This is a genomic window from Flexithrix dorotheae DSM 6795, from assembly GCF_000379765.1.
Lineage (GTDB): Bacteria > Bacteroidota > Bacteroidia > Cytophagales > Flammeovirgaceae > Flexithrix > Flexithrix dorotheae.
Map to the genome: position 1 here is coordinate 1 of NZ_KB903495.1, position 12319 is coordinate 12319.

A 12319-nucleotide genomic window follows, 5' to 3' on the forward strand; every position below is an offset into this window, starting at 1 on the left:
GAAAGGAAAGGTCAATAAAATGATTTGGTTCTTGTGTGAACCACCCTCATATCTTCCATGCGTTCCGGGTAACTGGAGGGTGTGAAGCGAAGATAAAAGTTTGAAGATAGTAAACCATATACGACAATAAAGTAAGAGGAAAATATGATAAAGTTAAGCATTTGTTGAACACCTGTAAGAAGCTCCCTTAATCTGAAAGAGTGAAAAATGGTTGATACACTCTGACCAAAACGATAAGATACTAGGATATTACTCTTACCCTTAGTAATACACCAAGGGTTCATAACGTAAAATTTTAATTGATAAAAATGAAATAATTAAATTTAATTAAAAATTATTTTTTTATAAAACCTAAATCAAATCCTCCTCAATATCCACACTCCTCCCCCCACCCAAAACACTCTCCTCCACCTCCCTTTTCACCTTCAGATAATTGGCTTTAATCTCATCATCATCTACTACTGATGCTGGTAAATCAATGTTTGCTTTTTGGGCTTTAAATTCTTCGAACTGGCAACTGAAATTATCTCTGTTACCATCGGCTATAATCCCCAGGAATTCCCCTGCTTTTAGGCTGGTTAATTCCTGGACTTTTACCCTGTCTCTTTCCTGTATGGTTTCACTAACACCCATATTGCTGGTATTAGGGGATCTGGAATAAAAGGGCGTGTCTGTCCTGCCGCTTGATCTGGTTATAAATACTTCATCATATTTACCAAAGATATTAATGATCTGCTGGGCAGTTTTGAAATTGGTCACCCTGCCATAGATATGAGTGCCTAACGCGCCTTTAATCACTTCTGCTTTGGTGGAACCATAGGCATCTTCTAATTGGGAATAATCCTGTACACAAAATACATTCACCAGCTTGTTTTCTCTTCCGGTACTCGGATAAGTTTCATACTTGGGGATGTAGATCGTTGGAGCTTCATCTAGTAACACAAAACTGTGATGATTTCCTGCTTTGTTCATCTTTTTTAAAGTGGCTGTGGCAATCAGTGCCAAAAGGGGACTGTAAACATCCTGTAAAGCACCATCATTACCCAAAACCAACACTCTTGGTTTTTCCGGATCATTTAAATATAGCCCTACATCATCTCCGGATAGTACCCAGAATATGGCCGGAGAATTTAACTTGGCAATCACATTTTGCAAAGTAGCCAGCACTCCGGCTAATTGTCCTTGTGCATTGTTTTCTAATGCGGTTAATACAGGTACTAACATCCCTTCTACTTCTGCATTGGCTGCACACATTTTTTTAATCGCTTCTGGAAATTGTTTGCTTAAAATCAATGAAACCACATGGGGAAAAGTGCAATACTGAGGATGTTCTTCTCTTAAATACCAGAATACTGCTCCCAATGTTGTTTCTGCGGATCTGTTCCAGAAATCTTTATGATGGATGGCTTCCGGGATTAAATTGGAAATGACCACACTGGCATATTCCAAAGCATGGCCTGAGGTTTTCATGTCTTCTGGGTTTAATGGATTAATCCGGCAGGAATAAGACAGGTCTGAAAAACTGATGTAATAGGGTTTGACTTCACTTTCCTGGTATGCTCTGGCTACTTCCAAAGCCAGAGAAGGAAATTTAAAATCATAGACCAAACCACTGAACTGTTTTTCGGCAAACTGGTTGATCATGGGTTTGATGATACTGGCTGTTTTACCTGATCCCGGTCCTCCTGATAAATAGATTCCTCTAAACGGATTGTATAAACTAATCAGTCCTTCATCAGAATTAAAGTTGATGGCATAGGCTTCTGTGGGATCTGTTTCAGTTTTCTGATAATAGTTTTTGATGGTCTTGATCAATACTGAAAATAAAAGGATGACCGTGTAAATAATGGTCAGGATATTGGCAAAGGGAATGTGGTACATGCAGTAGAATAAAAACAGGTAGGCCAATAATTTCCAGACCGTGAATTTCTTTTTTTCAAACCTTCTTTTGTTTTCAATTTTATAGTAGCGATAAACCAGGTAAACAAAGGAAAAAATAAAAGGCAGGATGAAGAAAAATTTGATCTCTTCAGCAGACTGATAAATATTTCTGGCATTGAATTTTGCTTTTATTTCTGCAGTAGTTCCCAGGTATTGATTGAATAATTCATTTAATGGAGCATCAATTTCAGGCTTAAAATGAGAAAGAACAAGTAAGAAAATAATCAAAGCCACCACCAGTATAAAAAGCATCATCCCTGTTGTTAAGGTGTACCTGAAAATTAGTACAAAAGGGTTTTCTATTCTTACTTTTACTGGCTTTCTTTTTTTGATCATAGTTTAAAATCACATATAAGAAATTCCTTTAATTAATTCCTCTTCAACTCTAAGAAGGTTCTCAGTTTTTTTCTTTCTTTTGCTTTATGAAATTTGATATTCAATAAATCTAAAGTATTATTAAAATGAGGAAGTATACCTGATGCCTTATTCTTCCAAAGAATTTTCCAGAATATTTTTCCTTTCTTCATCCTTTTTGCTTTTAGGCGTTCTACACTACTTACATCCATAACTATTAAATCAGTAATAGTAAAATTATGCTCAACTATAGCAAGACGTTTCTTGAATTCATTGGCTAATACCAGTGGCATTGTAGGTGTTTCAAAGAACTTATCATTTAAAATGATTGCCGGAAATATTCTTGTATGATTACAATATTTTGAATCTACTTCATGTTCATGTATGAACATCCACTCAATAGTTTTAACTAATTGGGAGACTCCAACATCTTTATAAAAACGTTCCATATCACCTTTATAAAACTCATATGTTCCTTGAAATTTTTGTTCATCTGTGAAATTGGTAGATTTTACCTGACCTATAAAAATATTTTTCTTGTATCTAATATAAATATCACAAAGTTCTTTCTTAGGATTCCCAAATATCAATTGCTCCGTATGCCGATAAGATATTTTCGGAATTTGGATAAGTACCTCTTTAAATTCAGATGCAATATGATTCTCGAAGAATTTTCCAATCACACCTTTATATTCTTGGTATGTAATCCCTTTATTTTTTAAAAAATCAAAATAAAAATCATTAATAAACTGGCGATACACTTTATCTAAAAGTAACTCAACATCAAGAATCACAAATTTCTCTTTAGAGTATTTGAAAACAGGCCATTTATAGATACTCAATAAATCCAAATCATGCTTCTTAGGAAGTAGTGTAATATTACTTAACCACTCTAATAGATTATATGCATCTGGACTTTCTTTCTTATCTAGATGAATAAAAAACTTTAAATGATTCTTTTGACCTTTATTGAAAAACAAAAGAATCAATAATTCAATAAAGGACTTTGAATTCAGACCAAAAGAATTCAAATAGTCGTCTAAATGTGCTTGATAATCAGAATGCTTCTGTAGAAAAGTAATTAAAGAAATGTATCTATTGAATAATAGAAATGGATTTGATGTCGTCTTAAATTCATTAAGCAAAGCTTGTTTAGCATTAACATGCTCAAGTAAAGTTACTGCTGATGAATAAGTAATTTTTTCATATTGTGTAGTAACTTCATTGCATGCTAGACAAAATTCAATTAAATCAATCCAAAAACTACGAGTATAAATAAACTTATTATTTGTTGGAGTAAGATTTCGGTAACAATAATCTATTCCAAAAAGACAAGATGCTCTATTAAAAATCGCAACTTGTTGATTTTTTACAGTTTTTGAGAATGAGTTTAGTTTGGTATATAAGTCTAAAATATACTGATCATCACCCATCCATTTTTTTAACAACTTCTCTTGAGCACCCACAGACATGTCTGCATACAAATCAGTATTACCCCTAAGGACATAGTTTATATTTACTAATTCTAAAAGTACAACCTGTAATGGATATTTATGAATTTGTTGGAGAGCGATATTATATTTACCTCCAAACAAATCTTTATATCCCGCTAAAACTATTATTGAAAATTTTTGCAAAATGTATTGATTAAAATGAATACTTAAATATATCAATAATTTAATTTTTATACTCACATCCCCATCCCCCGCTCCAGCTGAATCCCACTGTCCTTCACCAGCTCCATTTGCTTCATCATTACCTGTTGTTGTAAGGAAAACTTTTCCAGTACTCCGGCTTTTTCTTCTAAAGTAGTAGCCTGTTTTAAACCCTGCTGTACCTGAAAACTCTCTGAAATATCCCGCTGGAAGCCAAAACTCTTATCCCAGCTTTGCTCTACTTCTATTTTATGTTCATTCCGGTTGAAGCCGGCATTTTTTGCAGCTCCCTGTAAACCCTGAGATTTGGCATTGGAATTCGGGCTGAGCATGTGTTCGTTGTCTTTGGTCTTTCTGCCCAGGATCAAATGACAATGCAGGTTATTCCCCTCTTTCAAATCTCCTGATTTTAATTCGCGGGCTACCCCCCAGTACTTTTTAGCTTCTTTCATGCTCACCTGTTTCCCACTGATTTTTAAGCCTTTTTTCTTCAATTCCTCAGTGGCGGGTTTCAATGCAATTCCGGCTTTCCTCAGCTCGTTTAATTCATTACAATACCGGGCTTCATCTCCACTGTAGTAGCGGTTGTATTCGATCTTACCATACAACTTTAAATCCTCCACCTTCACCCCTTCCCTATTGAAATCTTTGGCCAGCTGAGGCATGTACTCCTGCCTGATCCAGGTCTTGAACTTTTCAGCATCATTACCCATTTGTTCCAACTCTTTGGTAGAAGGATTAACAGTGATCATGTAAAACTTGGCATCTGTTTTTTTTAAGCCCCCTCTCCCACTGTCTATGCTTCGATCCACCTGTCTTTTGGTTAAAGCATCATCATCATAGGAAAAGTAAAATTCTTTTTCTTTCCCCTCCTTCATGAGCAGTTTATCCTCTTTGTCCAGGTAATTGGTCAAATCTGATACGCTCCCTTTGTTACTCCCCATTGCTCCTCCGGAAAAATCAACATAAGGCATAAGCTCAAAATTTAAAGTAAAAAAAATAACAAGTGTGCCACAACCCTAAACTGAAAGAACAATATCTCTCAAGTATTAAGTGACACGAAGTGTCCAGGTATAAAAAGACACGAAGTGTTAGGGGTTGAAGAGTTGTTGGTACTTTTGGTTGAGGGCGGTGGGGTCTTTGACATACTTTCCACCAAGTGTTCGCTCTCCCCATTCCTGTTCTTCCAGGTAAGCATTAAACAACCTTACCGCTTTTTTTCTTTCCTCGTCTCGAGCCAGTTTAAAACTTTCATTCAATCGCTTCTGATTACTGATGACTCTTTCAAACCAACCTTCCAAATCAGCCAGTTTTTTCAACTGCTCAGTTTGGGTTTTAAACGCCATCATGCCCAAAGCCATTTCATCTAAAATCGGATTGAGTTTGGTCTTTTCCTGTTGCTTAATAAAACCAATCACCCGGTTGTTTTCCTTCTGTAAATTTTTGATGGCTTCCTTTAAATTCGTACTTTCAGGATCCTTCGGATCTATGCCTGTGCGGGTAAAATAATCCACCATTAATGTGGCAAATTCTTTAATTTTGCAACCATTGTTTTCGGCTAATTTAGCCAGCTGTTCATGCACGGCTAAATCAAGCGGAACATTTTTAACCTGCCTGGATTTTGGCTTGTCAGTTGGAGATGTATTCATGGGGAATGCATTAAAAATGTATCATTAAATGTATTTTTTTAAGGCCTTACAGCCTTAAATTAAGGAATTTAATAAAAAAATGCATTTGTGATGCATTTTTTTCATTCCCTGTTAAGGGAAAATACCCCGTAGGGCAAGCGGGAACACCATCTTTTTGAAGCCTGCGACAAAAAGTGGTGTTCCCGCTTGCTATTCTGAGTTCTCAAAATACTCTCCTCAAAACAAACCCTCTCCCCTTCCCTCCTCTCTCGCTCTTTTTTGTTTTGTATTTTGTGAACTCAGTAAAAAATATAGTCCTTGGACACCTTTCTTTTGTTTTGTTTTTGATAGAAGCATAAATAAAATCCTACACCCTTAAAAGCTTGTAGGAATAAATGAAAGGTAAAACAAAATGTAGGGGAAAACGCGGATGGTTGGGCTGGGGAATTAAGGCAATTTTAGGCTGTATTCAAAACAACAATAAATTTTATTAACTTTATAAAACATAAAAAACACTCCTCTTTTTAGACTGTTTTTTTCGTTTTAATTGTTATGGTTTCTTCTTAAATAATTTCCTAAAATATGCTCTAAATCTTCTGATTCTAATGTATAATATTGGTCATCAAGTTTATCTAATTCATCGCCATGTTTGTCATCAACTATAGAATTAGCTATGAACGCTTGAAATTGATTTTCAGGTAGATTTTTTTCATTAACCAATGATAAAGCGTTTTCAAAAAGTTTAGCAGATTCTAAAGCATTAATTATTTTTAAAAATTTAAGTGTCTCATAAGCAAATATTCCATATCCATTATCAAAATACTGAACAAATCCCCCATTGAAAACTTGCTGATGTAAAACTCCAATCATATACACCATCCGTTTTTTTTCATCCAGATTATTTACACAATCTAACCATTCTTTCCAGTTTGACCAATCTTCAATTTCTTTTCTTAATTGCTCTCCTGCAAGGTCGTAAATCTTATCTATCAATTCCCTATTAGTAATATTTTCATTCACAGGCTTTGAAAATTATTGAACCTTTAAAAACCACTTATTGAGCTTTGCTCAGTTAGTGGTTTTTAAAGGTAGCAAAGCCGGTACCATTTTTAAATACCCAAAATTGTTATTTTGCTGCGGTAGTTGGATTCTACAATATATTACTCCTACATTTTTTCCGAAATTTTGATTTTTACTATACTAATCATTTATACATAAGATTAATTATGAAATCATAGTTAATCTTATGTTTTATTATGTAAACATTTATTTATATATAAATACTTATTTAATAATATGAAATAATATTTTTAAATAACATTTATTCTGTTTACTATTGCTTATATATACTTTAATAATTAAATATATCTAAGTTAATGTCAGCTAAAGTAATCAGTGTTGCCAATGAAAAGGGTGGGGTAGCTAAAACTACCTCTGCAGCAGCTATAGGAAGTGTTTTATCCAGAATGGGACATACTATAATTCTTGTAGATCTGGATCCCCAAAGTGACCTCACTATCTCACTAGGAGTAGAACCTAAAGAAAGAAATATCCATGACTGTATTTTTGAACATAGAAAATTAAAAGCCTGGCCAATCAATGAAAATCTGGTTTTGGTAGGAGGTTCTCCGGAACTTACTCCCATAGATTTCCTTGATAACCTGAAAAAGGATGAAGAATACCAATATGAAAATCCCAGGATGATTATTAAGCATTTGTTAGAGCAGGCAAAAGAAAAATGTGATTACATTATTTTGGACTGCCCCCCTAATCTGGAAATCATTACCCAAAATGCATTACTGGCAAGTGATTATGTTTTAATCCCTTCAGAAGCTCATAGCTTCAGTATAAATGGTGTTGAAAACATCATTGATCAAATTTCCAGATTTAAAAAGAAAGCTAATCCCGATCTGGAAGCTTTAGGTATATTTTTAACGCGTTACAGGACAAATACCAGGAGTCATGAGGATTTGGTAGAGTATTTTAATAAAAATCATCCAGACATCTTCCTAAAGACCTATATCCATGAGAATATTACCATTCAGGAAGCTACTCATAGTGGAAGGGAATTGGAAGAACACGATATTTTTAAAAAGAAGAAAAGCATGATAAAGAAAAAAGAACCCTTCAAGGGATTACAAGATTACCGTTTACTAGTTAATGAAATTTTAAACCGCATCTGATATGAGTGAAGATAATGATGATTCAAAAGACCTTTTGCCTTTTAAAAGACCTAGAAAAAAAAATCTGGATGATGATGATATTCCATTAGGAAAAGGAAAAGTGGTTCAACCAAAAAAAAAGGAGAAAAAACAAGTAGATGTTCCTAAGCGACATACTTTTTTTGTAAATCCTGATTTACTGGAACAACTGAAAGATTTGGTTTATACCCGGAAATATACTCAGGGAGATATTGAGGCTAATCAATCAACCATAATTAATGAAGCTCTTGAAAAGTATTTAAATGAGTATAAAGGAGAAATTAAATCACGTCCGCAATTTATTAGGGATATTGAAGAAAAGAAATCAAAAAGACCAAATTCAAAAAAATAGAGTAGGAGGGATGTAGGACAATCGAAACCTATTGAAAGTAAATTACATACTTGAGTTCATTGAATACATTTATTCCCTCCTCTACTTTTTCAATCAAGCCAATATTGATAGCTGTTTCAAATCCTTTATCAATTGTAGATTTGATCCTTTTATGATTATTGTTTTTAATATGTCGACTTAACTTCATGATATCCACTAATTTATCATAGTTATATTCAACTTTATTAGAAGAGGTGCAATGCTTTGACTGGTATAAATATTTGATTAAAATCTCTATGGAGGCATTTGGTCTGCCTTTATTTACCTTTCTCAGGTTTTCGTTAAGGTCTAATGGTATCTGAAAATATGTTTGTGCTTTGGTCTGAGCAAAATCAAAAAAACAGGAATCAATTGTTATATTGAGCACTCCATCCCACATACCGGAATTTTTTCCCTTTTTAGAATCTGAAATACTATGAATTTGTATTAAAGGACTGATTACAAATTTATCACCTTCATTGTAAATAAACTCTTTGCGATGAAGAGAAAGTAATGCCTTTTTTACCAATTCTTTATCGGTATTACTCTTCCCTTTCCCAATACCCATAAGTCTGTAAATTTGGAGTAAAGTAAATTCAAAATAAGCCCGGTTAATTTTTTCTAAATAATATAATTCGGAACGTGCTTTCGCTAGTTGAGCCAATGCAACTATAGCTGTAAATGTCCTTACTTCATAAGCAGTTAATTCCTTTACAACTTTACTTTTGATCTCTTTACTTACGTTATGATTAATACCTTTTGGAAATTCTATAGAATAAGTTCCTCCATCAGGACTTTCATTCAATTCTAAAATTTTATTAATCGCCTTATCCACCTTTTCGGCAAGCTCTCTTTTATAGTTTGCGCCCGACTCAAATAGGGATATTTCACCGTTAGTAAACTGTTGTCCACTCTCGATTCTTAGAAGTCTGGAAGGGTAATTTACTTTTTTCATAACATTACTGTAACAAAGGATTAAAAGTCAACTTTTGTAAGCTGATATCCAATTTGTTTTCATGAAATTTTGACGAAAATGAAGGAGTTACGACTAAATCGAAGGAATAATGACTAAAATGAAGGAGTAATGACTAAAATGAAGGAGTAATGACTAAATTGAAGGAATAACGACTAAATAAATAGGAGTAATGACTAGGTTTTAAGGAATAATGACTAAAAATTAAGGAGTAATGACTAAAAAAGAAGGAGTAATGACTATTGGTATTATTGTAAGTATTTGAAAGTCAATTATTAGTGTGCTTTGTTACCATTGTATAATTTATATAACTTATACAATTAGTATAAGTTATAAAGAGGGATAGATTTTTTTGTTAAAATCTATCCCTCTTAAAAGAATACCGGAAAAAAGCTTTGTTGAAATATTTTTCTACCCAGATTGGGTAATCGCCATATATAGTTTAAGTTTATACTTTCATTTTTATCGGATGGCAATGGAACTTATAAAAATATACCAGGGAAATTTAGTAGATGCCAGAGATTTATGGGAATTTCTGGAAGTAAAAACCCAATTCAATAAATGGATTGGCAGAATGCTGGATTACGGATTTGAGGAGGGAAAGGAGTTTTGGACAAATTTGTCCAAAACCTCAATACAAGGAGGCAGACCTGGAAAAGAATATTTTTTGAGTATTCAAACTGCAAAAGAGATTTGCATGTTGCAGCGAAATGAAAAGGGGAAGGAAGCACGGAAATATTTCATACAAGCTGAGGAAACTTTAAAACAACTCAATGAGAGTAAAAGGTTTGCGGCATTTAATAAACTGGAAACCTCAAAACAAAAATTTAAAGAAACAATATTAAGCCTGGGATTATCGGACCAGGACTATATACAGATTGATTTTTCCGGCCGCAGAGTTTTATTTAATGGCACTCCAATAGAGGATGAACAATTAAACAGGGTTTTGCTGGTAAGCAGAGATTTGGCCACAGAAATGTCCCATTATAATACGCTAAAAAAAGGATTAGCCTCCAAAAAAGATATTACAGATGAGACCGAAAAAAATCATGCAGAGATTCGAAATACATTAATGGAAAGAGGCATTACTCCAGAAGAATTATCTCCTGAAGAGGATATTAAGAGATTGAAAAATTGAGGATGTTTTTTCTTGTCAGATTATTGAGGATAATAACCTTGAAGTTTTGATTAAACCACAAGATTTTAAATTATCTAAAACTTTTTCAATAGGTATGGGAGGGTTTCTTAGAGATGAAACCTGATTTAAAAAAGCCTGTTTTGTAGCTGATGGAAAAATATTAAAAAGATTGGTAATGAAATCATCAGGTGTACATGGAGTAATTCCAAACTTAGTCAAATATTCATTAGGAAAATCTTTGATGTTGTCGGTGATGATAAAATGAGCATTTGCTTCAATTGCGGCTGCCAATACATGTCGATCATCTTTATCCGGTAAGGTCAATGTATCAATTGTAGGTTCAAAATCAATTACATTAGCATCAGGGAATGCCTGATTCATAGCCTGAATTGTTTTTTTTAGTTGTTTGTCAGATAAATCAGGTCTGTTTCGTAGTAAATTTCTTGACCATTCTTCTTGAATCTGATCAGACCATTTTGGTTGGAATACATCAAGAGCAGCCAGATTGAGCAGTAAATCCCTGATAGGTGCAGGATAAAGGACACAAGCATCTAGTATTGCAGTAAAATTAGCCGGAAAATTCATGAAAAGTTAGTATCCTAGGTTTAATTCTTGTGCTTGTTTGGCTAAAAAATTCAATTGTTTTAGTCTGTTTTTATTCAAATTGTTTTTATAAACCAATATATCAGACAGTAGAATTTTTCTATGGCTACCTGTTTTTTTGAAAGGAATACCACCACTTTCCAGGAGCTTTACCAGATAAGGCCTAGAAATATTGAGCAGGTCAGCAGCCTGTTGGGTAGTCAGTTCAGCCTGAGATGGTAGAATGGTAACCGGATTACCTTCAGCCATATTTTGAAGGATAACCAAAAGTAAATCCATTGCTTTGGTAGGAATAGTAATTTCCTGCTGATCGTCTTTAATTTTAATGGCAATCTGTTTGGATTTCCCTTTTTTAGATTGAGAAGATTGAATTAAAGGGAATGACTTTTTGGCCAGCTCCTGCTCTTTTTTGGAAATATCTTTTAGTGTAACCTCCATGTTTTTATATATAAAAATGTCTTCAACAATAATACTAAACGAAATAAACGAAACAAAGGTTATTAATTAAAAGTTTTCAGTGAAGTGATTACGCCTTAACTGATAAGAAATCTAAGAATACTCATCATGCAAAAATTTGATTCAAATAAGGTATTTAAAGAGGTTTTTGCAACTGAAAATTTGGTTACAAGCAGCGGAGAAATGGGGGAGGGGAATTGTAAGCAAGATGGGATCGGGCAACCCCCGAACCTTAGTTTTTATAACTTTTTGTTAATCAATTAGTTAATATGTTTTTATGGGCCATAAAATGGTCCTATTTTTCCAAAAAAATGGTCCATAGTATGCTTTATTAATCCGTGAGAGCGGTTTTTATGGTCCATTCTATGGTCTATTTGTGGGACCGTATTCGTTTTTATCAGATGAAAATTCAATAATAATTTCGTTACAACTGGGCAGGATTTAGAGGAGGAATTTGTAAGCCAGATGGTATCACGAAAAGCATGAGATGTTTAATATTAAGGTTCTTATTTTCAGATGGTTATAGTTTATTCATGCAGTATAAAATGCGGCATATTTTTGAAAGTATGCCGCATATTTGAGTAAAATAGACTCTGAGATAATATTTGGGAGGTTTATGGAGAATATTGTAGCATTTTTTATTATCCATTCGAGGTTGTAAACTGGCTTCTGATCAATACCTTTGGTAATTCTTAGGATATCCTTTACGGTAAATACAGGTTTTGCTTCAGCTTTTGGCATGCCCAGCCGTATGAGGGAAAACTCCATGCACGGTTTAATGAAGACCGCCATGGAATGGGGGCGCTGATAGTTCTATTTTACTATATTTATAGAAAAATTAGAGCTATCAGGCTCTATTCTACACGGTAATTAAAAGCAAACTGAACATTGGAAAAATACATAACGAAATTCTCGATACTGGTATTTATACTCTTCTTAAGTACCTGTAAGACTGATAAATCGAACATAAATGAGAATGATTCTTCAACCGATGAAAGCC

12 protein-coding genes are annotated in these 12319 nt (G+C 33.8%); 3 read left to right on the plus strand and 9 right to left on the minus strand.

Going from position 1 to position 12319, the window contains the following annotated elements; genetic code table 11:
• Window positions 1-351: 351 nt before the first annotated feature.
• The 5 genes from A3EM_RS44675 to A3EM_RS0135675 all read right to left on the minus strand — a co-directional run bounded on the left by A3EM_RS44675 (window position 352) and on the right by A3EM_RS0135675 (window position 6598).
• The gene (locus A3EM_RS44675) at window positions 352-2277 is read right to left on the minus strand and encodes a type IV secretory system conjugative DNA transfer family protein (RefSeq protein WP_020533037.1); all 1926 of its coding nucleotides are present in this window, start codon (window positions 2275-2277) and stop codon (window positions 352-354) included.
• A 32-nt stretch (window positions 2278-2309) separates the two neighbouring features.
• Window positions 2310-3932, minus strand: coding sequence for a hypothetical protein (locus tag A3EM_RS0135655; RefSeq protein ID WP_020533038.1), 1623 nt, complete (start codon window positions 3930-3932; stop codon window positions 2310-2312).
• Window positions 3933-3985: 53 nt separating this feature from the next.
• Window positions 3986-4924 carry a DUF5712 family protein gene (locus A3EM_RS0135660; protein WP_020533039.1) on the minus strand — a complete coding sequence of 313 codons (939 nt, stop codon included), beginning with the start codon at window positions 4922-4924 and terminating at the stop codon, window positions 3986-3988.
• Between the two features lie 117 nt (window positions 4925-5041).
• Complete coding sequence (locus A3EM_RS46645) at window positions 5042-5599, minus strand: BfmA/BtgA family mobilization protein (RefSeq protein ID WP_020533040.1); 558 nt, start codon at window positions 5597-5599, stop codon at window positions 5042-5044.
• Between the two features lie 522 nt (window positions 5600-6121).
• A complete protein-coding gene (locus A3EM_RS0135675) occupies window positions 6122-6598 on the minus strand; it encodes a DMP19 family protein (protein ID WP_020533042.1) in 477 nt (158 codons plus the stop codon).
• Between the two features lie 356 nt (window positions 6599-6954).
• On the opposite strand from A3EM_RS0135675, the gene A3EM_RS0135680 reads away from it, so the two are divergent.
• Together A3EM_RS0135680 and A3EM_RS44685 are read left to right on the plus strand one after the other, a co-directional pair.
• Window positions 6955-7761, plus strand: a complete 807-nt coding sequence (locus A3EM_RS0135680; protein ID WP_020533043.1) for a ParA family protein — start codon at window positions 6955-6957, stop codon at window positions 7759-7761.
• A gap of 1 nt (window position 7762) precedes the next feature.
• Window positions 7763-8131 carry a hypothetical protein gene (locus A3EM_RS44685; protein WP_020533044.1) on the plus strand — a complete coding sequence of 123 codons (369 nt, stop codon included), beginning with the start codon at window positions 7763-7765 and terminating at the stop codon, window positions 8129-8131.
• A 28-nt stretch (window positions 8132-8159) separates the two neighbouring features.
• Here A3EM_RS44685 and A3EM_RS0135690 read toward each other — a convergent pair whose 3' ends face one another.
• On the minus strand, window positions 8160-9104 hold the full coding sequence (locus A3EM_RS0135690) for a hypothetical protein (RefSeq protein ID WP_020533045.1): 945 nt from the start codon (window positions 9102-9104) through the stop codon (window positions 8160-8162).
• A 493-nt stretch (window positions 9105-9597) separates the two neighbouring features.
• On the opposite strand from A3EM_RS0135690, the gene A3EM_RS46650 reads away from it, so the two are divergent.
• Entirely contained in the window at window positions 9598-10260 is a 663-nt protein-coding gene (locus tag A3EM_RS46650) for an antA/AntB antirepressor family protein (RefSeq protein WP_157638246.1), read from the plus strand.
• 15 nt (window positions 10261-10275) lie between these two features.
• On the opposite strand, the gene A3EM_RS0135700 is transcribed toward A3EM_RS46650, so the two are convergent.
• From A3EM_RS0135700 to A3EM_RS0135715, 3 genes are all read right to left on the minus strand, one after another.
• Window positions 10276-10845, minus strand: coding sequence for a PIN domain-containing protein (locus A3EM_RS0135700; protein WP_020533047.1), 570 nt, complete (start codon window positions 10843-10845; stop codon window positions 10276-10278).
• 6 nt (window positions 10846-10851) lie between these two features.
• Window positions 10852-11301 carry an excisionase family DNA-binding protein gene (locus A3EM_RS0135705; protein ID WP_020533048.1) on the minus strand — a complete coding sequence of 150 codons (450 nt, stop codon included), beginning with the start codon at window positions 11299-11301 and terminating at the stop codon, window positions 10852-10854.
• 549 nt (window positions 11302-11850) lie between these two features.
• Window positions 11851-12087, minus strand: a complete 237-nt coding sequence (locus A3EM_RS0135715) for a hypothetical protein (RefSeq protein WP_020533050.1) — start codon at window positions 12085-12087, stop codon at window positions 11851-11853.
• Window positions 12088-12319 lie beyond the last annotated feature (232 nt).

What these genes read in the sequence shown, in the direction of transcription:
- A3EM_RS44675 (WP_020533037.1), bottom strand. Translation starts at nt 2,277, where the DNA reads ATGATCAAAAAAAGAAAGCCAGTAAAAGTAAGAATAGAAAACCCTTTT.
- A3EM_RS0135660 (WP_020533039.1), bottom strand. Translation starts at nt 4,924, where the DNA reads ATGCCTTATGTTGATTTTTCCGGAGGAGCAATGGGGAGTAACAAAGGG.
- A3EM_RS46645 (WP_020533040.1), bottom strand. Translation starts at nt 5,599, where the DNA reads ATGAATACATCTCCAACTGACAAGCCAAAATCCAGGCAGGTTAAAAAT.
- A3EM_RS0135680 (WP_020533043.1), top strand. Translation starts at nt 6,955, where the DNA reads ATGTCAGCTAAAGTAATCAGTGTTGCCAATGAAAAGGGTGGGGTAGCT.
- A3EM_RS44685 (WP_020533044.1), top strand. Translation starts at nt 7,763, where the DNA reads ATGAGTGAAGATAATGATGATTCAAAAGACCTTTTGCCTTTTAAAAGA.
- A3EM_RS0135690 (WP_020533045.1), bottom strand. Translation starts at nt 9,104, where the DNA reads ATGAAAAAAGTAAATTACCCTTCCAGACTTCTAAGAATCGAGAGTGGA.
- A3EM_RS46650 (WP_157638246.1), top strand. Translation starts at nt 9,598, where the DNA reads ATGGAACTTATAAAAATATACCAGGGAAATTTAGTAGATGCCAGAGAT.
- A3EM_RS0135700 (WP_020533047.1), bottom strand. Translation starts at nt 10,845, where the DNA reads ATGAATTTTCCGGCTAATTTTACTGCAATACTAGATGCTTGTGTCCTT.
- A3EM_RS0135705 (WP_020533048.1), bottom strand. Translation starts at nt 11,301, where the DNA reads ATGGAGGTTACACTAAAAGATATTTCCAAAAAAGAGCAGGAGCTGGCC.
- A3EM_RS0135715 (WP_020533050.1), bottom strand. Translation starts at nt 12,087, where the DNA reads ATGGAGTTTTCCCTCATACGGCTGGGCATGCCAAAAGCTGAAGCAAAA.